Annotated in this window: 18 protein-coding genes; 14 read left to right on the top strand and 4 right to left on the bottom strand. The window is 36.2% G+C overall.

The features are described 5' to 3' along the window. Positions 1 to 4 precede the first annotated feature (4 nt). From BXY82_RS10695 to BXY82_RS10660, 8 genes are all read left to right on the top strand, one after another. Positions 5 to 799, top strand: coding sequence for a (Fe-S)-binding protein (locus BXY82_RS10695; protein ID WP_133758186.1), 795 nt, complete (start codon positions 5 to 7; stop codon positions 797 to 799). A gap of 1 nt (position 800) precedes the next feature. Further along, on the top strand, positions 801 to 998 hold the full coding sequence (locus tag BXY82_RS10690; RefSeq protein WP_133758185.1) for a hypothetical protein: 198 nt from the start codon (positions 801 to 803) through the stop codon (positions 996 to 998). Between the two features lie 29 nt (positions 999 to 1,027). Continuing rightward, positions 1,028 to 1,543 (top strand): PH domain-containing protein, encoded by a 516-nt coding sequence (locus BXY82_RS10685; RefSeq protein ID WP_133758184.1) that lies wholly within the window; start codon positions 1,028 to 1,030, stop codon positions 1,541 to 1,543. Further along, positions 1,530 to 3,026 (top strand): PH domain-containing protein, encoded by a 1,497-nt coding sequence (locus BXY82_RS10680; RefSeq protein WP_133758183.1) that lies wholly within the window; start codon positions 1,530 to 1,532, stop codon positions 3,024 to 3,026. Before BXY82_RS10685 ends, BXY82_RS10680 begins: the two co-directional genes overlap by 14 nt. Positions 3,027 to 3,058: 32 nt before the next feature. Continuing rightward, entirely contained in the window at positions 3,059 to 3,544 is a 486-nt protein-coding gene (locus tag BXY82_RS10675; RefSeq protein WP_133758182.1) for an ABC transporter ATPase, read from the top strand. Between the two features lie 211 nt (positions 3,545 to 3,755). Next, complete coding sequence (locus BXY82_RS10670; RefSeq protein WP_133758181.1) at positions 3,756 to 6,671, top strand: glycoside hydrolase family 3 N-terminal domain-containing protein; 2,916 nt, start codon at positions 3,756 to 3,758, stop codon at positions 6,669 to 6,671. Positions 6,672 to 6,807: 136 nt separating this feature from the next. Continuing rightward, positions 6,808 to 7,947 (top strand): N-acetyl-alpha-D-glucosaminyl L-malate synthase BshA, encoded by a 1,140-nt coding sequence (gene bshA, locus BXY82_RS10665; protein ID WP_133758180.1) that lies wholly within the window; start codon positions 6,808 to 6,810, stop codon positions 7,945 to 7,947. Positions 7,948 to 7,998: 51 nt separating this feature from the next. Then, positions 7,999 to 9,021, top strand: a complete 1,023-nt coding sequence (locus BXY82_RS10660) for a helix-turn-helix domain-containing protein (RefSeq protein WP_133758179.1) — start codon at positions 7,999 to 8,001, stop codon at positions 9,019 to 9,021. A gap of 64 nt (positions 9,022 to 9,085) precedes the next feature. Here BXY82_RS10660 and BXY82_RS10655 read toward each other — a convergent pair whose 3' ends face one another. After that, positions 9,086 to 9,592, bottom strand: a complete 507-nt coding sequence (locus BXY82_RS10655; protein ID WP_133758178.1) for a hypothetical protein — start codon at positions 9,590 to 9,592, stop codon at positions 9,086 to 9,088. 145 nt (positions 9,593 to 9,737) lie between these two features. On the opposite strand from BXY82_RS10655, the gene BXY82_RS10650 reads away from it, so the two are divergent. The 3 genes from BXY82_RS10650 (at position 9,738) to BXY82_RS10640 (ending at position 15,478) form a co-directional block, all read left to right on the top strand. Beyond that, the gene (locus tag BXY82_RS10650) at positions 9,738 to 12,665 is read left to right on the top strand and encodes an FAD-binding and (Fe-S)-binding domain-containing protein (RefSeq protein ID WP_133758177.1); all 2,928 of its coding nucleotides are present in this window, start codon (positions 9,738 to 9,740) and stop codon (positions 12,663 to 12,665) included. Positions 12,666 to 12,873: 208 nt separating this feature from the next. Continuing rightward, entirely contained in the window at positions 12,874 to 13,935 is a 1,062-nt protein-coding gene (aroC, locus tag BXY82_RS10645; protein ID WP_133758176.1) for a chorismate synthase, read from the top strand. 91 nt (positions 13,936 to 14,026) lie between these two features. Then, positions 14,027 to 15,478 (top strand): dicarboxylate/amino acid:cation symporter, encoded by a 1,452-nt coding sequence (locus BXY82_RS10640; RefSeq protein WP_133758175.1) that lies wholly within the window; start codon positions 14,027 to 14,029, stop codon positions 15,476 to 15,478. Here BXY82_RS10640 and BXY82_RS10635 read toward each other — a convergent pair. Next, entirely contained in the window at positions 15,475 to 16,380 is a 906-nt protein-coding gene (locus BXY82_RS10635) for an EamA family transporter (protein ID WP_133758174.1), read from the bottom strand. The two genes, BXY82_RS10640 and BXY82_RS10635, sit on opposite strands and share 4 nt — an antisense overlap. A gap of 224 nt (positions 16,381 to 16,604) precedes the next feature. Here BXY82_RS10635 and BXY82_RS10630 point away from each other — a divergent pair, with 224 nt between their 5' ends. From BXY82_RS10630 to BXY82_RS10620, 3 genes are read left to right on the top strand one after another with little or no spacing between them, the layout of a single operon-like run. After that, on the top strand, positions 16,605 to 17,435 hold the full coding sequence (locus BXY82_RS10630; RefSeq protein WP_133758173.1) for an N-formylglutamate amidohydrolase: 831 nt from the start codon (positions 16,605 to 16,607) through the stop codon (positions 17,433 to 17,435). Beyond that, positions 17,436 to 19,274 (top strand): flavohemoglobin expression-modulating QEGLA motif protein, encoded by a 1,839-nt coding sequence (locus BXY82_RS10625; RefSeq protein WP_133758172.1) that lies wholly within the window; start codon positions 17,436 to 17,438, stop codon positions 19,272 to 19,274. It begins immediately after the preceding gene. 12 nt (positions 19,275 to 19,286) lie between these two features. Beyond that, complete coding sequence (locus tag BXY82_RS10620) at positions 19,287 to 20,327, top strand: glutathione synthetase (RefSeq protein WP_133758171.1); 1,041 nt, start codon at positions 19,287 to 19,289, stop codon at positions 20,325 to 20,327. 95 nt (positions 20,328 to 20,422) lie between these two features. On the opposite strand, the gene BXY82_RS10615 is transcribed toward BXY82_RS10620, so the two are convergent. Together BXY82_RS10615 and BXY82_RS10610 are read right to left on the bottom strand one after the other, a co-directional pair. Then, the gene (locus BXY82_RS10615; protein ID WP_133758170.1) at positions 20,423 to 20,839 is read right to left on the bottom strand and encodes a thiol-disulfide oxidoreductase DCC family protein; all 417 of its coding nucleotides are present in this window, start codon (positions 20,837 to 20,839) and stop codon (positions 20,423 to 20,425) included. A gap of 136 nt (positions 20,840 to 20,975) precedes the next feature. Continuing rightward, on the bottom strand, positions 20,976 to 23,138 hold the full coding sequence (locus BXY82_RS10610) for an endonuclease MutS2 (RefSeq protein WP_133758169.1): 2,163 nt from the start codon (positions 23,136 to 23,138) through the stop codon (positions 20,976 to 20,978). Between the last annotated feature and the right edge of the window lie 63 nt (positions 23,139 to 23,201).

Below are 23,201 nucleotides of genomic sequence, written 5' to 3'. Positions count from 1 at the left end.
CATTATGAGTAATACTACATTGAAGGTGCCTACAATGGCGGAATATATGGCAGAAGGGAAGCAACCAGAGGTCCTCTTTTGGGTGGGTTGTATGGGGAGTTTTGATGATAGAGCCAAGAAAGTAACCAAAGCCTTTGTGAGATTATTAAACAAAGCTAATGTGGATTTTGCTGTGTTAGGAACTGAAGAAAGCTGTACGGGTGATCCTGCCAAACGTGCGGGCAATGAATTTCTTTTCCAAATGCAAGCTGTTACCAATATTGAAGTGCTCAATGCGTATGAAATTAAAAAAATTGTAACGGCCTGTCCACATTGTTTTAACACCATTAAAAATGAATATCCTGGACTTGGTGGAAATTACCAAGTGATGCACCATACACAATTTTTGAAATCCCTTTTGGATGAAGGGCGCTTAACCGTTGAAGGCGGCCAATTTAAAGGAAAACGTATTACTTTTCATGACCCTTGCTACTTGGGTCGTGCTAATGATGTATATGAGGCACCAAGAGATTTGATCAGAAAATTGGATGCTGAGCTGGTAGAAATGAAAAGTTGCAAATCTCGTGGCTTATGTTGTGGTGCAGGTGGCGCTCAAATGTTTAAGGAGGCTGAACCGGGCAATAAAGAAGTTAATATTGCGCGTACAGAACAAGCTATTGATGTTAAACCTCAAATTATTGCAGCCGGCTGCCCATTTTGTAACACCATGATGACGGATGGTGTCAAAGCTAAAGATAAAGAATCTGAAATTGAAGTCATGGATATTGCTGAGTTGATAGCCAACGCCCAAGATCTCTAAGATGCCAAAAGTCAGCAAGAAAAGAGTCGTTATTGCAGCATTTGTAGGTGGCACGCTGTTTTGCGTTGTCGTCTTGATTTTTGATTATATTTTAGGCCGTGGAATTCGTTGGGAACGCTTAGCATTCTATTTCCCGTTTGCGGTGTTGGTCTACGGATTTTTGAGCTACAGAAATTTCAAAAAACAACTCAAAAAGTAAATCTTACTTATATTAGAAACCACGCATCAATGTTTAGCAACCAGCAAATTGACTTAAATATTTTGCCTTCTATTGATGTTATAGAATTTAAATCAGTTTCTAGGCAATATCTCAACATCTTAATTTTAAATAGATGTGCCATTTTTTTTCTAATCATAATAGGTCTTTTTATTGCTAAACAAATGGTCAATACAGGGCTGTTTCAGAGCTTGTTCTGGTACCTGACCTCCGCTGTGGGTCTCCTGGCGTTTATCACTATTGCCTATACCATTCTGGCATTTAAAACTAGAAAATACGCCATTAGGGAGCAGGACGTCATTTATACTGAGGGTTTATTGACAAATACAATTGCGGCCGTTCCGATCTCACGTATTCAGCACATCGAAATTTCTCGAAGTTGGCTGGCCAGAAAATTTAAATTGGCCACATTGAATATTTTTACTGCTGGAGAATCAGGGATTGATTTGAACATTGAAGGCCTTAACCTGAATGAAGCTGAAAAAATCAATGAGTTCTTAAGTAAGAAAGTCAATGGAACAGCATGATTTTTCGCAATCTGCACGCCAATCTCCTAAAGGGATTCTTGTCATATTTGCCCTGAATACCTATAAATTTTTTGCAAGGTCTTTTGTATTGATTTTAGCCTTAGGCCTGTCGTTGTCCAAGAACGAATCCTTTGCGTTTTTAAATCCAACCAACATGACACTGGCCATCATAGGTGTTTTTATAATGCTGTTGGCGATTGCCATACTTAAATATCTCAATTTTAAATTTTACTTAGATAATGACGAATTCCATTTAGCTACAGGAATTCTCAACAAGGACACAACAATTCTCCCTATAAACAAAATTCAAAATGTTTATATTAAACAGAATTTTATACAACAACTTATAAACGTGGTTTCATTAACCATAGAAACTGCAGGCGATGATGACACTGAAATTGAGATCCATGCTCTAGACCGCGATACTGCGCTCAGTCTCAAAAACCAATTGTTTAGCAATAAGCAATTGGAGCAATTTAGTGTTGACAAAAAGCATTCAGCACCTATCGTTTATTTTAGAGTTTCCGGTAGGCGATTGTTGCTAGAAGGTATTTCAAAAAATCATATTAAAAGCTTCCTAATTATATTCTCATTTGTTGTTGGACTTTATAATGAATTTGAGAAATATCTACAACAATTTCATGTTACAGAGCAATTAAAAGCATCTGTCAATTTGCAATCTGGTAGCATTATCAATATTTTAATAGCCAACATATTTATAGTAATTCTTGCTATTTTAGGTTCCATGCTATTTTCAGTTATTCAAACATTCATTTCTAATTACAATTTGGAAGTTATTGAAAATGCTGACACCATTGAAATAAATAAAGGACTGTTCAATAAAGTTTCACTGATTTTAACCTCGGTAAGAATTCAAAACTTAGTGGTTAAGACCAACCGGTTGAAGAGTTATCTCGGGCTGCATACCTTGTCTATTAAGCAGGCTATGATTAATAAAAAACAGCAAAAAAACTCTGTGATTGTTGCTTTAGAAAAACATCAATTAACACATCTAATCCGTAATTTCTATCCTAAGTATGATGATAGAGGTGAAATATTCAAACCAGAAATATTATACAAACGTGTGCTCTTATTAAGGTCAGTACCTATTGGGATTATACTAAATATTCCTGCATTCTTTATTTTTGGTAATTATTTTTGGTTGGTTAATGTTCCGATAATAATTTGGATCGCGTTATTTGTACATTTCTCATACAAAAAGGCAAGCTTTCAAATTACTGAAGAATATATTACCATAAACAGTGGTTTTATGGACCGGGTCAAACATATTAATGAAGTGCATAAAATTCAGTCGGTTGCCATTAAACAAAGCATTTTTCAAAAACATCGCCATATTGCTTCATTACATATTGCTACAGCATCACAATCAGTAAGTATTCCATATATTTCAGAAGTACATGCCCGGTCTATATTAGATTTTCTCTTATATAAGATCGAATCTCAAGACAGAAATTGGATGTAAAACCGTATTTTTGCATCAGAAAAAGAATATTTATGCTAGTTGATTTTAATACCTTACCAGAAGAATCCCGAGTTTGGATTTATCAAGCCAATCGCTCATTTACCGATGAAGAAATTGTTGAATTGGAATCTAAATTAGATATGTTTATTTCTAATTGGACTGCACATGGCAGCGATTTAGAATCTGGTTATACCATTAAGTACAAAAGATTTATTGTTATCGCCTTAAATCAAAATCTAAATAAAGCTACAGGGTGCAGTATTGACGCCTCAGTCCATTTTATACAACAATTGGAAAAGGAGTACAACGTTGATCTTATGGATAAAATGAATGTCTCCTATAAACAAGGTGATTTTATAGCTTACAAAACGCTCATTGATTTTAAGAAAATGGCTAAAGATAAAGCGGTTTCAAAAAACACCATTGTCTTTAATAATTTAGTCAACAATATTGCAGAATTTAATGAAAATTGGGAAGTGCCTGCGAGCGAAAGTTGGCATAGTCGATTTTTGAAATAAAAAAACCACCTTCAGTTTGGCATAAAATGTGATTTTTAAACTACAAAAACATTGGATGCCTTAATTCAGTTTTAAAAGTATTACGACATCCGTACTATATCATAGCGACGCACGTTATAAAACTATCTTAAAATTTTATGCACCTCCATGAAAAGTGGTATTTTACCACGGTTTTAACCCTCAATATTTAGCTTTAAAGACCCAAATTTATATGCGATTAATTGTTTTCCTCATTTTATCTTGTTTTATATATAAAATTTCTGCCCAGAACTCTAAAAACCCATTGGTAACAACTGATGCCTCCGCCCAACAAAAATGGGTGAATGACATTTATGATAGCATGAGCCTTCAAGAACGTATCGGCCAATTATTTATGGCACGCGCATTGTCAAACAACAATAAATCTAATGAAGCTGAAGTAGCCAAACTTATAAACGAATACCACATTGGTGGACTTATTTATTCTACCGGCGGACCCGTAAAGCAAGCCAAATTAAACAACCGATATCAAGCCATTTCTAAAGTGCCGTTATTGATTGGTATGGATGCTGAGTGGGGGCTGAGCATGCGCTTGGACTCAACCTATGCCTTTCCTTATAACATGACCCTTGGTGCCATTACTGACAACACGCTCGTGGAGCAAATGGGCCGGCAGCTTGGTGAGCATTGCAAACGGATTGGGGTGCATTTTAATTTCGCTCCAGATGTAGATATCAATACCAATCCCAAAAATCCAATCATCGGGAATCGCTCTTTTGGCGAAGACAGAGATAATGTCACGGCAAAATCATTAGCATTTATGAAAGGCATCCAAAGTGCGGGAGTATTGGCCAATGCCAAACATTTTCCTGGGCATGGCGATACGGATACCGATAGCCATAAGACACTACCCACAATAAATTTTGATGCAACACGAATTGATTCCATTGAACTCTATCCTTATAAAAAACTTATTAAAGAAGGACTGTCCAGTGTAATGGTTGCCCACTTGAATGTACCGAGTTTAGAACCTAATGTTGGGACACCTTCATCTTTGTCTAAACGCATCATAACTGATTTATTAAAAGAACGGTTGCAATTTGAAGGCTTAATTTTTACCGATGCTTTGGAAATGAAAGGCGTGGCAAATTTCAGTAAACCTGGAGATATTGATTTGGCTGCCTTTATGGCTGGAAATGACGTACTCTTAATTTCTGAAAATATTCCTTTAGCTATAGAAAAGATGGTGGCAGCTTATGAGGCCAATGAGTTTACAGAAGAACGACTGGCACATTCCGTCAAAAAGATTTTAATGGCTAAATACAAGGTGGGCCTTCATAAGTATGTTCCAATAGGTACAAACAATCTTGTGCAAGACCTTAACCGTTTAAAGGATGATCTACTTTACGAAAAATTGATGGAAAGCGCCATTACTGTGGTGCGCAATAAAAAGCAAATTCTGCCTTTAAGACATTTGGAGACTAAGAAGATTGCTTATGTAGAAATGGGTGATGCCATTGATAATTCGGCATATTTAGATGAATTAAGGAAATATACCAAAGTTCATGAAATTAAAGCTGATAAGTTGGATGCCTTATTGGCTAAGCTTCAAAATTACAATACAGTAATTGTAGGATTTCACAAATCAAATGTCAATCCGTGGAAGCCTTACCAATTTTCAGAAAGAGAGATGACTTGGCTCTATGAAATTGCACGAACAAATAATGTGGTTTTAAATGTTTTTGCTCGCCCATATGCGCTATCCGACCTGCATTCTGTTGAAAATATTGAAGGTATCGTAATGAGCTATCAAAATAGCGAAATTTCTATGCGTAAATCAGCGCAACTCATTTTTGGTGCCATTCCGGCAATTGGTACCTTACCTGTATCTGCAGGAGAGAACTTTAAAGTTGGTACAGGGTATACATATAATAGTTTACAGAATTTGAGTTATGGTTTGCCGGAATCTGTAGGTATGAGCTCTGAAAAATTAAAGAAATTAGACTCTATGGCAAACCTGACCATTGCTCATAAGGCAGCACCTGGTTTACAACTTTTAGTGGCACGAAGAGGAAAAGTTATTTACAACAAAGCTTTTGGAAAACACACTTACAATGGTAAGGAACCAGTAGAATTAGACGATATGTATGATGTTGCTTCCTTGACAAAAATATTGGCTACCTTACCACTATTAATGGAACTGGAAGAAAAAGGGTTGGTATCAACAGAAACCAAATTGTCTCAAATATTACCGGAATATAGAGAATCGAATAAAAAGAATATTACCATTAAACAAATGCTCTCGCATTACGCCCGACTTAAGCCATGGATCCCATTCTACACCGCTACCTTAGACGCCTCCAAAAAGCCAGACCCAAAATACTACAGGCGAGTATCGAGTCCAATGTTTAACGTGAAAGTAGCTGATGAGATGTATTTAAGACATGATTATCCAGACACGCTACAAAAAATTATTAGGGATACTGATTTGTTACCAAGTTTGCGTTACCGATATAGTGATTTTCCATATTTTATATTAAAAAAATATATTGAACGTCATTATGACAAAGGCTTGGATGATTTGGTTCAAGAGCACTTTTATCAATCTTTAGGAGCAAATCATACCACGTATAATCCGGCCTCAAAATTTAGCAACAGTCAGTTGGTGCCCACTGAAGAAGATGATTATTACAGATATCAAACCATCCAAGGCTATGTGCATGACATGGGTGCTGCCATGCAGAACGGTGTTGGCGGTCATGCTGGTATTTTCAGTAATAGTAATGATGTAGCCAAAATTATGCAAATGTACCTTCAAAAAGGATTTTACGGTGGTAAACGCTACTTAAAATCTGATACGATAGATAAATTTAACACGTGCTATTATTGTGAAACTGGCGTTAGGCGTGGTATCGGGTTTGATAAACCCCAACTAGGTACTGCCGGTCCTACATGTGGTTGCGTGTCCTTATCAAGTTTTGGCCATTCCGGATTTACAGGAACATACGCATGGGCAGACCCAGACCAGGATATTGTATATGTGTTTTTGTCAAACAGAACCTATCCGTCAGCAACTAATAATACCTTAATAAAGGAAGGTATCAGAACGGAAATTCAACGTTTAATTTATGAAGCCATTATAGATTAGGTCTAAAGTAGACACTGTAAGCAAAAGATTATTATAGCAACAGATTCGTGAAGTTAAAAGTTTTTAATTTAAAAATATCTAACTTTACTCCAAACCCTTAAGTGCACCTTGGCACTTATCAGATAAAGTATAAATAATGAAAATAGGAATTGTATGTTATCCAACCTTTGGAGGCAGTGGCGTGGTAGCAACAGAATTGGGTCTCGCCTTATCAAAACGTGGTCATGAGATTCATTTTATCACTTATAGCCAACCCGTAAGATTGGACTTGTTGGGCACCAATGTCCATTATCACGAAGTAACAGTTCCGGAATACCCCTTATTTTTGTACCAGCCTTATGAATTGGCGTTATCTAGTAAGTTGGTAGATATGGTTAAACTCCACGGCATTGAAATACTGCACGTACATTATGCCATACCACATGCCTATGCAGCCTATATGGCAAAGAAAATGCTGGAGGAAGAAGGGATTTACGTTCCTATTGTGACTACACTACACGGTACAGATATAACCTTAGTAGGGAGCCATCCGTTTTATAAACCCGCTGTGGCCTTTAGTATCAACAATTCAGATGCTGTTACGTCTGTGTCTCAAAGTTTGAAAGACGATACCTTACGTTTATTTGATATTAAAAGAGAGATTGACGTTGTGCCTAACTTTATAGATTTTAGTCGGCATACAACACAAATAACAGATTGTCAAAGACATGTTATTGCTAAGGACAACGAAAGAATTATTACGCACATCAGTAATTTTCGCAAGGTAAAACAGATTCCTGATGTCATTAAGGTGTTTGATAACATTCAAAAGCAAATGCCTGCAAAACTATTGATGGTAGGTGAGGGGCCTGAGAAAATAGAGGCTGAACGTCTTTGTGAAAAACTGGGCATTGAAAATAAAGTAGTGTTTTTTGGTAATAGTAATGAAATTGACAAAATACTATGTTTTAGCGATTTGTTTTTACTGCCTTCCCAGACAGAAAGCTTTGGTTTAGCCGCCTTAGAAGCAATGGCGCTAGGTGTGCCCGTCATTTCCAGTAACACTGGCGGAATTCCTGAAGTGAATATTGAAGGTGTTTCTGGCTTTTTAAGCAATGTGAATGACGTGGAGGACATGTCAAAAAATGCCATCTATATTTTAAGTGATGATGAACGCCTTAATACATTTAAGGTAAATGCTGCCAAGGAAGCCGCAAAGTTTGGTATTGGTAAGGTGGTACCACAATACGAAGCCATTTACGTTAGAACCTTAAAGCAGAGCATGGTAACAAAATAAATGTATCTTTATCTTTCCATGTAAACAAATATGGAAGCAATTTTTTAAGTTATGGTTATTCTTAAGGTCAATTCCTTACCCGTAGATCTTGTCATTCAAGATTTGGCAGACGCATTACAGCTTCCATATCAACTCAATTGTAAAGAGTACCACTTAGAATTGACGGATGCTATTGGAAAGGGCTATATTAAAGCTATGATGTTGGAGTCCGGTTTGGGCATTATTGAATACCATTGTCAATTTAACATGGATGTGGAACTCCAGTTTGTTAAAGATTCTACACATCCTTTAAAATTTCTATACTGTACCAAAGGTCATTTTGATCATCGATTTTCTAACGAAGAAGAGCGTCACGACCTTAAAGAATTTCAACAAGCCATTGTAGCAAGTAAAGATTATAACGGCCATGTTATCCGTTTTAAAAAAAATCAGGAAATTAATCTGTACAGTCTAGAGATGGATAGAGAACGCTTTACACTTTATGACGATTGTGCCTCAGACATTTCTAAATCTGAACTAAGGGCAATTTTTGATGACACCACGGCTACCAAAAGTTTTTATCATGAAGGCTATTATAGTTTGGCCCTTGCCGGAGTATTTGATGAGATAAAAAACTATAAGGACGATCATTTTTTACGGCATATTTTTATGATCAGTAGCGGTTATCAGCTTTTGGGCAAACAAATTGTACAGTATCAGGACGATTTAAATAATGAACAAAATCGCAATGTCTTAAGACAATATGAAGTTTCTAAGGTACAGGAAGCCGTACATTTCATCAAGTTGAACCTCGAGAAAGCCTATCAAATATATGATATTGCAAAGGAGGTTGGGCTGACTGAGGCAAAATTACAGGAAGGATTTAAAATACTATACAATACTACGGTAAACAACTATATCTCTGAAATTCGATTGGATCTTGCATCGGCCTTACTTCAGGATACAGATTTAAACATTTCTGAAATCGTATATAAAACAGGACTAACAAGTCGTAGTTATTTTTCCAAAATATTTAGAGATGCGTATCAAATGACACCTACCGAATTTAGGCGTAAACATCAGAAAAATTTATAAAAAAAACCATCATAATTACATGATGGTTTTTTATACACGCTTCTTAAATAAAGCGCAGTAGAATTTAGAATTGGAACCTAATCCCTAAAGCAATATCAAAATCTAAGTCATTATTATTATTCACAATATTCTCATTACCAAATCCTAATTCAGGTCTGAAGTCTAAAGACAACATTAAAGGAATGTCAAAATTGTATTCAATACCCACTTGACCCGCAAGAAAGATAAAGGTCTCACTATCATCATCGCGAAAATTTTTATCATTATAATCATAGCTGTAATTTGCAAGACCAGCGCCAGGACCTGCATACCAATTAAAGCCGCCATCTATGTTCCATACCCATTGGTAAATACCTGCTAATTTAAAACCATCGTAATATTTTCCGTTTCTAATGCCTAGGTCTAGTTCCAAACGATTGTCTGAACCAAGTAAGCGTTGGTAGGATATTTCTGCACCAAAACCATCACTATCGCCCAAACGTAAACCAATGGCATTTTCTGAAATCTCTTGCGCATTCATCATCATAGAGCCGCCAATAAAAGCAACTGCAATTAAAAATATTTTTCTCATAATGTTAGTTTTTAAGTTTAAACAAAAATACATTTTGAATTGATATGTTAATGAAAATAATAAGCCAACATTATGTTAAAATCGGCTAAATACCCCTAATTTTAGACCTAAATTTCAACAATATCCTAGAATTTTAAACACATCAATGGTGAGCCACTTAATAACTCCATTTCAAGACCTTAGTAATCAGCTAGAAGGTCAATTGTTTACTGATGAATTAATGAAGGCACTATATGCTACAGATGCTTCAGTTTACAGAAAACTTCCTCTTGCTGTGGTTTATCCAAAATCTGTCCACGATCTAAAAGTACTGGTAAATTTTGCCAAAACACATAAAACCTCCTTAATTCCCCGTACAGCGGGAACCTCGTTAGCAGGACAATGTGTAGGTGATGGGATTGTTGTAGATGTTTCCAAGCATTTTACCAAGATTTTGAATATCAATGAAAAAGAGCGAACAGTGACTGTTGAGCCGGGAGTGGTGCGCGATGAATTGAACAATTATTTGCAGCCATTTGGTCTGTTTTTTGGTCCAAACACTTCTACCTCCAACCGTTGTATGATAGGCGGTATGGTGGGTAATAATTCTTCAGGCACTACCTCAATTCAGTACGGTGTCACAAGAGATAAGGTATTAAAATTGAAAACCATTTTGAGTGATGGCACAGAGACCATATTCACCAAACTTTCTAAGGATGAATTTTTTGAAAAGACCCAACTAAAATCTTTAGAAGGCTTTATTTATCAGGAAATCTATAAAGAACTGCAATCAAAACAGGTGCAACAACGTATCTGGAACAACTTTCCAAAGCCTGAAATCCATCGCAGAAATACCGGCTACGCGATTGATGAGTTATTAAAAAATGAAATATTTAGTGATAGGCCGGAGCAATTTAACATGTGTAATTTGCTCTCTGGTAGTGAAGGCACCTTGGCACTTACTACAGAAATCACCCTACAATTGGATGTTCTACCTCCTAGTGAAAGCATGATGGTGGCGGCGCATTTCCATAGTATAGAGGCATGTTTGAAAAGTGTAGAAATGACCATGCAGCATCAGTTATTTACATGTGAAATGATGGATAAGACCATCTTAGATTGCACCAAGCAAAATAAAACGCAGGCAGAAAACCGAGCTTTTATTGTTGATGATCCTGAAGCGATTTTGATGTGTGAAGTGCGGGCAACAACTGTTGAAGCTGTTCTACAACAAACGGAAGCACTTTTGAGCACTATCCAAGAGTCAGGATTGAGTTATGCGTTTCCGGTGTTGGTAGGAGATGAAATAGATAAAGCAGTAGAACTTAGAAAAGCTGGGCTCGGCCTCTTAGGCAATATGATTGGCGATAAAAAATCAGCAGCATGCATTGAAGACACGGCTGTGGCGTTACCTGATTTAGCTAATTATATCAGTGAGTTTACTGAATTAATGAAAGGACACAACCAAAAAGCCATCTACTATGCCCACGCCGGAGCGGGTGAATTACACTTAAGACCCATTCTAAATCTCAAAAAAAGTGAAGATGTAGCATTATTTAGGCAAATTACCACTGATGTGGCCCATTTAGTGAAGAAATATCAAGGTTCTATGAGTGGTGAACATGGTGATGGAATTGTTAGGGCGGAATTTATCCCAATGATGATTGGCGAAGAAAATTACCAACTGCTCAAACGGATAAAGGCTTGTTTTGATCCGCATAATATTTTTAACCCAGGGAAAATTGTGGAAGCTTACCCAATGGATCAAAATCTAAGGTATCAACCCGACAGATCAGAGCCTGAAATAGACACGTTATTAGATTTTTCTGCATCTTTGGGCATTTTAAGGGAGGCTGAAAAATGCAATGGATCGGGCGATTGTAGAAAACTTCCTGAGTTTGGAGGCACTATGTGTCCAAGCTATAGGGCAACCAGAAATGAAAAGGATACAACACGTGCGAGGGCTAATGCGTTACGCGAATTTTTAACAAACTCTGAAAAAGCCAATAAATTTGATCATCAAGAACTGAAAGACGTTTTTGAGCTCTGCCTAAGTTGTAAAGCTTGTGCTAGCGAATGTCCGAGCAGTGTAGATGTGGCAAGTTTAAAAGCAGAATTTCAATACCAATACCAAAAGGCTAATGGCGTTACTTTAAGGACAAAGTTATTTGCTTACAATAATGATCTCAATGCATTTGCGAGAGTCGCACCACAACTTACGAACTTTTTATTTAGTAAGGGTTTTACTTCCAGAATGATAAAAAAAATGTTCAATATTGCACAAGAAAGAACTCTACCATTACTTTCAACTTATAGTTTAAGAAACTTTATAGAAAACAAAGTAAATCAACATATTGACAAAAAATTCATTAAAACTATTTATTTTTTTAATGATGAATTTACAAATCATTTAGATGCAGCTATTGGACGTGATGCAATAGAGTTGTTGATGGGGCTTAATTATCAAATTAAATTTGTTCAGCATGCTGAGTCCGGTCGTGCATTTTTATCTAAAGGTCTGTTAGAGCAAGCTCAAAAAGTAGCAAATAAGAATGTGACAATCTTTAAAGATCTCATTTCGGCGGACACTCCATTAATAGGTATCGAGCCATCTGCTATGTTGACATTTACAGATGAATATCCAAAATTGGCTGAGAATAAGGAGGCTGCCAAAACTATTGCCAAACATACATTCCTAATTGAAGAGTTTATACAGCAGGAAATACTTTTAAACCATATTACAGCCTCACAATTTACAAACGAATCAAAGATTATAAAATTCCATGGCCACTGTCATCAAAAGGCACTGCGCAACCAGATGTCGAGTTTCGCAGTTCTGAATTTGCCAGAAAATTATAAGGCAACTCTAATACCGAGTGGCTGTTGCGGCATGGCTGGTAGTTTTGGTTATGAAGCCGAGCATTATGAGGTAAGCATGCAAGTGGGAGAGCAAACTTTGTTTCCTGCAGTAAGGTTCGCAGATGAAGGTGCAATCATTTCGGCTAATGGCACCAGTTGCAGGCATCAAATTAAAGACGGCACTCAAAAGGAAGCCTTGCATCCTATAACCATTTTAAGGCGTGCACTTTTATGAGATGATAATTGAAATTGATTACCAACATCAAATCTATTTTAAAACAAACTCATGTTTAACTATCAACATTGAATATTACATAAGAAATTAAATTCCAACACATTAGTGAACTTAAATTGAATTTTATGATCTAAAAAATCAAAAAAGGTTTAAAAATTCTATTTTTGTATCTCTCAGAATACAATTACATTAGCATAAAATAAGATATATGGCGGGGAATTCGTTCGGAAAATTGTTTAAACTAACCACCTTTGGAGAATCTCACGGAGCTGCAATTGGTGGAGTCATAGATGGGTGTCCATCAGGAATTCAATTAGATTTTAAAGCCATTCAAGCTGAAATGGATCGGCGCAAACCAGGCCAATCAGATATTGTGACCCAAAGAAAGGAGTCCGATGTTGTGGAGTTTCTTTCCGGAATCTTTGAAGGTCAGACTACAGGCACTCCCATCGGGTTTATCATAAAAAACACCAATCAGAAGTCTAACGATTACTCACATATTAAAGACGTGTATCGCCCAAGTCATGCAGATTATACTTACGATCAAAAATATGGTGTCCGCGATTATAGAGGTGGAGGTAGAAGCTCAGCAAGGGAAACTGCTTGTCGCGTAGTAGCAGGTGCTGTAGCAAAGCAAATGCTTAAAGACGTTAAAATCTATGCCTATACATCATCTGTGGGCGATTTGTTTTTGGAGAAACCTTACCAAGAATTAGACTTTTCAAAAATTGAAAGTAATACTGTACGTTGTCCTGATGAAGCTATTGCAAATCAAATGATTGAGCGCATAAGAGAAATTAGGAAGCAAGGCGACACCATAGGTGGAACAGTGACCTGTGTCATACAAAATTTGCCCATAGGTCTCGGCGAGCCAGTATTTGACAAACTTCATGCTGAATTGGGTAAAGCCATGCTCTCCATAAATGCCGTAAAAGGTTTTGAATATGGCAGCGGATTTTGTGGTGCCAAAATGAAAGGCAGTGATCATAATGATCAATTTAATGAGGACGGCAGTACAAAAACAAATTTATCAGGAGGTATTCAAGGTGGGATCAGCAACGGCATGGATATCTATTTCAGAGTGGCCTTCAAACCTGTTGCAACCCTAATTCAAAAACAAAATACGCTAGATAATAAAGGCAATATCGTAGAAATGCAAGGTAAAGGAAGACATGATCCTTGTGTTGTTCCAAGAGCAATTCCTATTGTAGAAGCCATGGCAGCACTGGTACTAGCCGATTATCAACTTTTACGCAAGCAGGAGTTCTAAAACTAATCCTGAGGCTAGGGTTAGTGTCGCAAGCGTCTGTCTAAAATTGAAAAGATTCCTGCCTTCGCGGGAGTAAAACATATTTATATATATGAAGAAATTAGCATTACACTGGAAAATAATCATTGGAATGGTCCTTGGCATTATTTGGGCATTAGTCTCAAGTTTTATGGGCTGGAGCGCTTTTACCATCAATTGGATTGATCCGTTTGGCACAATTTTTATCAATTTATTAAAATTAATCGCCGTTCCATTGGTATTGTTTTCCATCATAAGTGGGGTTGCTAATATTGGAGATCCAAAAAGTTTGGGGCGTATGGGAGGAAAGACCTTAGGCATGTACTTAATAACTACAATCCTCGCTATTTCCTTGGGCCTGCTATTGGTAAACACAATTAAACCCGGTAAGTTAATAGATGAACAGAGCCGTATTGATAACCGCATCAATTATGAGATTTGGGCAGATTCTCAAGGTTACGAAATAAAAGACGGCATTAATTATTTAAAAGATCCTGAGTATTTTAAGCGCGCTCAGGAAATTTCTGATTTAACTAAAAAAGACCTTAAAGAGGCCTCTGTTTCAGATAAACTTGAAACCGCAGGAAAACAAAAGGAGTCTACGCCCTTACAGCCTTTAGTAGACATTGTGCCTGACAATTTTTTTCGTTCCCTATCCAATAATGGTTTAATGTTACAGGTCATCTTTTTCGCAATTTTCTTTGGTGTCTCTTTACTGTTTATTCCTGATGACAAATCGGCACCTGTATTGAGGCTCGTCGATGGTATTAATGAGGTTTTTCTGAAAATGGTAGATCTGGTCATGCAGGCGGCGCCATTCTTTGTTTTCGCGTTATTAGCTGGTGTTGTGAGTAAAATGGCCGGAAATGATATTGGCAAAGTGCTAGAAATATTTAAAGGATTGAGTTGGTATTCATTAACGGTATTGATGGGGCTTCTTATCATGATATTTATAACCTACCCTTTAATATTGAAAAGTTTTGTTAAGAAGATCCCGTATGCAGGCTTTTTTAAGTCAATGAGTCCTGCCCAAACCTTAGCTTTCTCAACCTCTAGTAGTGCTGCCACACTTCCGGTGACTATGGAATGTGTAGAACAAAATCTTGGGGTGAATAAAAAAATAAGCAGCTTCGTTCTTCCTATTGGTGCTACGGTCAATATGGATGGTACCAGCCTTTATCAAGCTGTGGCGGTCATCTTTTTGGCTCAGCTGCACATGATCGATTTGACAATAGGACAACAGATAACGGTAGTGTTGACAACAACCTTGGCTTCTATTGGTTCAGCAGCGGTGCCTAGTGCCGGATTGGTGATGTTGATAATCGTTTTGGATTCTGTTGGCCTAAATCCGGCTTGGATTGCAATTATCTTCCCTGTAGATCGAATTTTGGATATGTTTAGAACTGTGGTCAACGTTACTGGAGATGCTACGGTATGTTCCATAATTGCCGATGGCGAAAATATGCTAGATTATAAAGATCATAAAAGTCCAACGGAAACTTTTGATTTGGATTCTAAAAGTTAAATGTGAGTGGCACGCCTTCTGTTGATTCTATTCCTTATTGCCGAGAAATTAAAGATCACAATTGAGATGACTATCAAAATATAACAAATTGCTTCTAACACACTGATAGCTTCTTCAAAATAGAAGATAGCAAGAACAAAATTAATCAGTGGATTTAAATAGATAAAAACACCTACCACTGAAGAGTTTAGACCTCGCAAGGCATAAATATTAAGAAACATTGGAATGATGGTAAAAACCACGGCTATTAACGCCAACATTCCATAGAAATATGGTGTTTTCTCATTAGGAGAATCATAGCTAATAATAAACGGTAAAAGAAAAATTACGGCAAAAAATACCTGACAGGTCAGCACTAAAAATCGATCCATTTCCTGATTCTTTCGTTGCAACACCAAGTATAATGCATAGGTTAATGCAATGATCATACTATAAAACAGATCGGTAAAATTACCCAAAGAAAGCAATAAACACCCTATTAAACTTAAAACCACAGCCACCCATTGTAATTTAAACAATTTTTCTTTCAGAATGATGTAGGCCAATACCATAGTTAAAATAGGGCAAATCAAATACGCTAAAGAGGTAGCACTCACACTTACATTGTTCATTACATAAATGAAGATATACCAGTTAAGTGCTAAAAATAAACCACTTAAAATATTGACTATAACAATCCGTCTCTTATCCAGTCGCCCTAGCGTTTTAAATAGTACTATATTGGTTTTTAATACTTTTGGTCGCAGTGCCATAGACACAAAGAGCATGATTGCAACAGATCCCAAGGTGCGATAGCTCAGTATGTCAAACGCAGTAAAATCGTCCAATGATTTTAAAACTACACTAAAAAAGCCCCAAATGCTAAAGGCACTGATGACCGCAACATAATATTTAGTGTTCATGGAAATAAAATTTAATAAGCCTGCAAATGTATTCTAAAAAAGTAGTTTGATAATAGTATAACGTAAAGAAGTTCAGTTTAAACATTGTTGTCACTACCTCTAAATTCTTAAGTATTTCTTAAACCAACCCAACTATTCAAAAATCGATACAATTGTTATGATATGAGTTCACTCTTCAGCCATGAATGCTTTAATTTCCATTTTTAAAGTATTTAAATAGTCATATGCAAAAATTATCAATTGAGGACATTATTTCTAAAATAGAAGCTAAAGAACTATTTCACGCCGTTTCGTCGGATTATTCCTTTACCATAAAAATTGACGACTATGTGCCGTATGCTTGTGCTGCAGTGCATAATGGCCATCAATTTAGGAGGTCACTATGGTCCAAGTGTTTACATACTGAGTATGAGCGTTGGTATGAAGAAGATCCTGAAACCGAAAATATGGTAAAACATCATCCTATTGTCATTTCTGGAATGGATTCAAGATTTGAATATGATCTTAACCGTGATCCTGAGAATGCTATATATGATGATGCCTGGGGCAAGCAATTGTGGAAGGAACCTTTAACAGCGGTCGAAAAAGCACAAAGTTTGGAAAAGCACACTAATTTTTATAGAGTTGTTTATGCGCTAATTAAAACTCTGGAAGAGAAATTTGGTTGCTGCATTGTTTATGACATGCATAGTTATAACTGGAAGCGCTGGGATAGGGCAGTGCCAACATGGAATTTAGGAACTTCAAACGTAGATAATGAACGTTTTAAAAATTCTATAGAAGATTGGAGACAAGATCTTTCGAAAATAAAATTGCCTAATGACATCCCAAATACAGCCAAAATTAACGATACTTTTCAGGGTAATGGTTATTTTCTGAAATTCATTACAGAACATTTTGATCATACTTTAGTGCTGGCAACCGAAGTGGCTAAAATTTATTGCGATGAAGAAAGTCAGGTTATTTTCCCAGAAGTTGTCTCTGCAATTAGAAAAGGGCTTAAATCGAAATTGCCAGAACACGCTTCCAACTTCTATAATATTTATTCCAATTAAATGATTGAAGATTACCATATAGATGCTGAGTTAGTTGAGACAATTTGTAATAACATTACAGAGCATGTCCCTGTTAATGTGGAATTGCCAAATAAAGGTCTCTTACATATTGATAAGTTACTCCCGTTTATTTGTGTCTACCGATATACAGAACGGGATGTTTATTTTTCACGATTGCTTAAAACTCAAGCATCTTACATCATTGTTGATGAAAACGTTGAAATTTCGCATCTTTTGGAAGCCATAAGATTGATCACATCCAAAAAATTTGAAACATTTTTGATTCTCGAATTATGGCCTAATAACGACTCATTAAAAAGTCAATTTCAAATTTATGGTCCTAAGAGCAAATCTTTAGAAACTGTAAATGCTCTCAAGGAAGGTTTTAGTGAGATTAGAAAAACCTTGTCTTACGTAGACTCTAAAATCATTCACACAGAGTTTAGACACCCTAAGCATCTGAAACCCTTGCTAGATGTGGAACAGTCAAAGAAACAGGGAACGCTTATTATCGGGATATCTGTACCTACTGTTTATTTGAATTCTGCAACCAATCAATTGTTTTCGTTGTTTTTTAGAAAATTCTACACCATTTTTTCCGAAACGATAAAAAGGGCGGTTTACGAATTTATAAGAGTACAAACTACCGATGCTTTCGAAAATTATTTGATGCTTGGTAAAACCCACATTGACGCGGTCACCCTTTCTTCTGACACCAAATTGGCCGAAATCAGTGAAGGCATGTCATTTCTGCTTCGAGTGACGCCTGTAAATAGCAATGAAGAATGGGACAAATTCGTACAAAATAATTATGAAAAGATACCATCATTTAAGTACAGATTACTTGCCGTTGACCCGGAGCTCGAAAAACGAAAATTATATAACATCCCTATAGATCTAATTGAAGATCCTACCATCGCTTTTATTTTAAGGGGAAAACGTCTTGAAATTGAAAAGCAACTCATCATGTTGGAAGAACGAGGTACTGATAATTTCAGGTTTATTGGAGAAAGTTTATATGGGGTTATAAGGGAAGATATTCTAGATGTCGCAAAACATATCTTAGCAGTCTATCCAAAAGCGGAGACCATAAAAAGCTCTAAACGTTATAACGGAATTGAGTTTGCTGAGTTTGCACAACGTGAAATGGACCATTACATTCAACAGTTTCCAGATTTAGACCTTGGTATTGAGATTAGGGATGATGTGGCAGGCATTATGGTTTCAAAATCAAAATTACTGATCAATGAAGAAATGAATTTGGATGTCAATAGGTGTGATGCCCTCATACAACACGAAATTGGAACCCATATTTTAACCTATTGTAATGGTAAGAGTCAGCCATTAAAACAAATGCATGAAGGGTTTGAAGGTTATGATCAATTACAAGAAGGTTTGGCTGTTATTGCAGAGTATTTGGTAGGTGGCCTGACTATTAATAGGCTTCGGTTGTTGGCGGGTAGGGTGATTGCCGTACAGTCCATGATAGACAATGCCAATTTTATTGAAACTTTTAATCTCTTGAGAACTGACTACGCATTTCCTGATAGGGTTGCCTATTACATAAGTATGCGTGTATATAGAGGTGGTGGGCTTACCAAAGATGCGGTGTATTTAGCTGGTCTGATAGATTTAATGGCCTATTTGGAAAATGGTGGCCGCATAGAGCCATTGTATACGGGAAAATTTAATGTTACACATATTAAATTAATTGAAGAATTATTATACCGCAAGGTATTGAAACAGCCTATTTTACCTCGGTTTTTAGCTCGTGACGATGTAAAAATACGTTTGCAAAAACTACGTGAAGGCATCAATATTGTTGAACTTGTTAATTAAATTATATAAAAAATGAAAATAGCTTTTATTATAAATGATCATGCCACAGAAAAGTGGAATTACACAACACCTGCACTGGGCTTTGCGGCCTATAAAAGAGGGCATGAAGTCTTTTTTATTGGTGTTGGAGAATTATCATATGCCTCAAAAGGCCATTTGTCAGTACGGTGTAAAACTGTTAAGGACAAAACCTTTAAAAGCGAAGAAACGTATTTTAAAGCTGTTCAGAAGGAAGAATTTACGACCCTTTCATCACAAGATTTAGACGTTCTGTTTTTGCGAAATAATCCAGCTGATGAAATAAATGAACGTGATTGGGCTTATAATGCCGCTTTTATTTTTGGAGAAATTGCCATGAGAAATGGGGTCATTGTTTTAAACCACCCTAGTAGTTTGGCAGGGGCAGTCAATAAAATGTATTTCCAACATTTTCCTGAAATTATTCGCCCAAAAACCATCATTACTAGAGATCATAATGAAATAAAAGAGTTTTTTAAGGAACAAAAGCAAAAAATGATCTTAAAACCATTGCAGGGATCTGGTGGTACAAATGTGTTTATGATGGATAAAAAGAATGAACACAATCTTTCACAAACAATAGATGCTATTTGTAGAGATGGATTCGTAATTGCTCAAGAATACCTCACAGAAGCTACAGGAGGCGACACACGACTTTTTATCATGAATGGTGAACCATTACAAGTAAACGGTCAATATGCTTTAATGCAAAGAGTAAACGCTTCAGGTGATATTAGAAGTAATATACATGCAGGAGGAAAACCTCAAAAGGTAAAAATGACGGATCAGATTATGGAATTGGCGGATATTGTTAAACCAAAACTGGTGCAAGATGGAATGTTTTTAGTAGGAATTGATATTGTTGGATCCAAATTAATGGAAATTAATGTATTTAGTCCTGGCGGATTAAATGTGATGGGACAAATGTACGATACTAATTTTGCGACACCTGTTATTGAGTCTATTGAACGCAAGGTATACTATAAAAACATGTACAGTGACTATCTTTATAATAGTCGATTGGCTACTTTGTAATTAATACAAGTTCGATGGGTATATTATCTTAAATATTTGAAATAGAATATAGAAGTAAAAAGTCCTCATTTGAGGACTTTTTACTTATATTAATATTATAAAAATTTTGATTTTAGTTCTGGAGTGGGAATCATACATTCCTCTTTTTTACCATACCATTTGTACCTATTTTGTGCAATATAATCATATACCCAATTTCTAATAAAGACAGGTACAATTAGGAAAGTTGCTATGAGGTTTCTAGGGAACCCTAATTTTGAGGCTATTTTTAAGGCTGCCGTAGATTTGTACGAAATGCCATCTGTTTTAGAATAAAGCAATATTGAGTCAGTTTTGCTAGTATCAATCTTAAATTGCGCTAAAATTTCTTGCCCCACCTCACTTTGTAAGGCCGTAAACCGAAAAACATCCTGATGATCATGTTTAATTACGTATTGCACAGAAGTATTACAGAGGTTGCAAACGCCATCAAAAAGGATGAGTTGTTTGTCTTTTTCTAATGGTATGGACATAGGTTCTTTTTATACTGTTCTTATTTCTTTCATTATGGCTTGAATCCAGGCTTCAGTCTTCAGTACTCAGTTTTTCAGTGTTAAGTATTCAGTATTCAGTATTCAGTGGGTTGTGTTTAGTTAGAGAAATCAAAACCTACTTCACCCGTTGTACCAATTCCAATTGTTCCATATCTACACTGGTCGTAAACATACCATAATCAATAAATGCCTTATTCTTTTCTATTTTATCAATACTCCCAACCGCTCTTCCGTCTTGTAAACGAACCCGATCTCCAACTTTAAAGGTTGGTTTAGGCTTAGGCGCCGCATCAACTTTCTTTTTGGCTGCCTTTTTTTTCTGGCGAATGACTTCTACTGTTTTCTCAGCTTCTTTAATAACTTTTTGTTCTTTTGCCTTCTGAACTTTTTTGACTTTGGCAGATACCTTTTTGCGCTTTGAATTTTCTATTTGTACCAATTTGAACAGTTCGTCCATCAGCTCTCGCTTTCTTTTGTTGTCAAAATATTTTTCAGACAGATCATTCACTTTCTGTCCCAAATAAATTAACCGTTGGTTGCTATCATACAATTCTTGATAGCTTTCCAATTTTTTCTGAATTTTATTATTAATTTCTTCAAGTTTTTCAGCTTCAGATTGGGTTTTACGTTCATTGACCTTTAAAGACTGTTCTGTCTTTTCGAGTTTACTGCGCTCTTTCTGAAGTTTTGCAATAGTGGCATCAAAACGGACTTTACCACGTTCAATTTTTTTCTTTGCTCTGTTAATCAAGCTGTAGGGAATGCCATTTTTTTGAGCCACTTCAAAAGTAAATGAACTTCCGGCTTGGCCCAATGCCAATTTAAACATCGGTTCCAAACTTTTTTCATCAAACATCATATTGGCATTTTGCATATACGGCAATTCATTAGCCAATACTTTCAAATTGGAGTAGTGGGTGGTAATAATCCCAAAGGCTTCTCTATGGTAAAATTCCTCTAAAAATGTTTCTGCTAATGCCCCTCCCAATTCAGGATCACTGCCCGTTCCAAACTCATCTATCAGAAATAGAGTGTTTTTGTTGCATTTTTTTAAAAAGTAATTCATCTGTTTTAAGCGGTAACTATAGGTGCTTAAATGATTTTCTATAGACTGATTATCACCGATATCGGTCAAAATACGATCAAACAAACAGACTTTACTGCGTTCATGAACAGGGATTAACATACCACTTTGAAGCATCACCTGAAGTAAGCCAACGGTTTTAAGGGTAATACTTTTGCCGCCCGCATTAGGTCCCGAGATGACAATAATTCTATTTTCGGGATGCAGTTCAATAGACTGCGGGTATGTAGGTTTGTTTTTCTGTTTATTTGAAATATAGAGTAAAGGATGAATGGCATCCCTTAACATATAATCTTTAGTTTCAATAATTTCAGGAAGAATTGCATTTATGGATTGGGCGTATTTTGCCTTTGCAAAAATGACATCTACATTTGTTAAGAAAAGTTGATATTCTTGCAATAAATTACGAAATGGCCTGATATAATTGGTCAGTTGTTTTAATATCCTGGTGACTTCCTCCTTTTCTTCAAACTCTAAATTATGGAGTTCTCTGGTGTATCTAAAGGTGGCCTCAGGCTCAATATAGACAATACTACCGGTTTTACTTCCACCTAAAATAGCGCCTTTCACCTTTCGTCTATACATAGCTTTTACGGCCAAGACACGTTTATTATCAACAACGGACTCTCTTATATCATCTAAATACTCTAAGCCATTATAAGAATTTAAGGCCGCGCCAAAACTCTGGTTGATTTTTCCTCTCACCACATTTATCTCTTGCCGCAATCTAAAAAGCTCATCAGAAGCATTGTCTTTAACATCACCAAATCTGTCAATTACGGCATCAATTTGAGTAATCAATTCTGTGGTAACCGTAATTGTTGACGCGTACTCGAGAAGGTTAGGATAATATTCCTTGAATTTTTTCAGAAAATTTATTATCTCGTTACTCGTAATAGATATGGCTTTTATCTTTCTAAAACTTACCGTATCTAAATTTGAGTTTTCTATTTTAAGAAGCTTTATTTCATTGGTAATTGGTTCAAAACCATGATTTGGAATGCGATTGTCATTGTCAAAAGAAGCTAAATAATCATTAGTTAAGGCTAAAGCCGTCAACAAGTCCTGTTTTTGAGAATATGGTACGGTCTGCAATGCCTTCTCCGTTCCTAATTGGGTTATGCAATGCGCTGCCATTTGATTAAGGACGGTATAGAATTCAATATCTTTAAGAGTTTTTTCGTGAATGTGCATTCGCTTTTATGTAGATCTTTAAATATGTTCAAATTTAAGGAAAATTAAAGTTTTCAGATAGAT

Origin of the sequence: Gelidibacter sediminis, from assembly GCF_004364975.1 — a bacterium.
GTDB lineage: Bacteria > Bacteroidota > Bacteroidia > Flavobacteriales > Flavobacteriaceae > Gelidibacter > Gelidibacter sediminis.
This window is presented reverse-complemented; position numbering and strand designations above follow the sequence as displayed.

Coding starts and splice junctions, on each gene's coding strand:
- BXY82_RS10695 (WP_133758186.1), top strand. CDS start 5: ATGAGTAATACTACATTGAAGGTGCCTACAATGGCGGAATATATGGCA.
- BXY82_RS10690 (WP_133758185.1), top strand. CDS start 801: ATGCCAAAAGTCAGCAAGAAAAGAGTCGTTATTGCAGCATTTGTAGGT.
- BXY82_RS10685 (WP_133758184.1), top strand. CDS start 1,028: ATGTTTAGCAACCAGCAAATTGACTTAAATATTTTGCCTTCTATTGAT.
- BXY82_RS10680 (WP_133758183.1), top strand. CDS start 1,530: ATGGAACAGCATGATTTTTCGCAATCTGCACGCCAATCTCCTAAAGGG.
- BXY82_RS10675 (WP_133758182.1), top strand. CDS start 3,059: ATGCTAGTTGATTTTAATACCTTACCAGAAGAATCCCGAGTTTGGATT.
- BXY82_RS10670 (WP_133758181.1), top strand. CDS start 3,756: ATGCGATTAATTGTTTTCCTCATTTTATCTTGTTTTATATATAAAATT.
- bshA (WP_133758180.1), top strand. CDS start 6,808: ATGAAAATAGGAATTGTATGTTATCCAACCTTTGGAGGCAGTGGCGTG.
- BXY82_RS10660 (WP_133758179.1), top strand. CDS start 7,999: ATGGTTATTCTTAAGGTCAATTCCTTACCCGTAGATCTTGTCATTCAA.
- BXY82_RS10655 (WP_133758178.1), bottom strand. CDS start 9,592: ATGAGAAAAATATTTTTAATTGCAGTTGCTTTTATTGGCGGCTCTATG.
- BXY82_RS10650 (WP_133758177.1), top strand. CDS start 9,738: ATGGTGAGCCACTTAATAACTCCATTTCAAGACCTTAGTAATCAGCTA.
- aroC (WP_133758176.1), top strand. CDS start 12,874: ATGGCGGGGAATTCGTTCGGAAAATTGTTTAAACTAACCACCTTTGGA.
- BXY82_RS10640 (WP_133758175.1), top strand. CDS start 14,027: ATGAAGAAATTAGCATTACACTGGAAAATAATCATTGGAATGGTCCTT.
- BXY82_RS10635 (WP_133758174.1), bottom strand. CDS start 16,380: ATGAACACTAAATATTATGTTGCGGTCATCAGTGCCTTTAGCATTTGG.
- BXY82_RS10630 (WP_133758173.1), top strand. CDS start 16,605: ATGCAAAAATTATCAATTGAGGACATTATTTCTAAAATAGAAGCTAAA.
- BXY82_RS10625 (WP_133758172.1), top strand. CDS start 17,436: ATGATTGAAGATTACCATATAGATGCTGAGTTAGTTGAGACAATTTGT.
- BXY82_RS10620 (WP_133758171.1), top strand. CDS start 19,287: ATGAAAATAGCTTTTATTATAAATGATCATGCCACAGAAAAGTGGAAT.
- BXY82_RS10615 (WP_133758170.1), bottom strand. CDS start 20,839: ATGTCCATACCATTAGAAAAAGACAAACAACTCATCCTTTTTGATGGC.
- BXY82_RS10610 (WP_133758169.1), bottom strand. CDS start 23,138: ATGCACATTCACGAAAAAACTCTTAAAGATATTGAATTCTATACCGTC.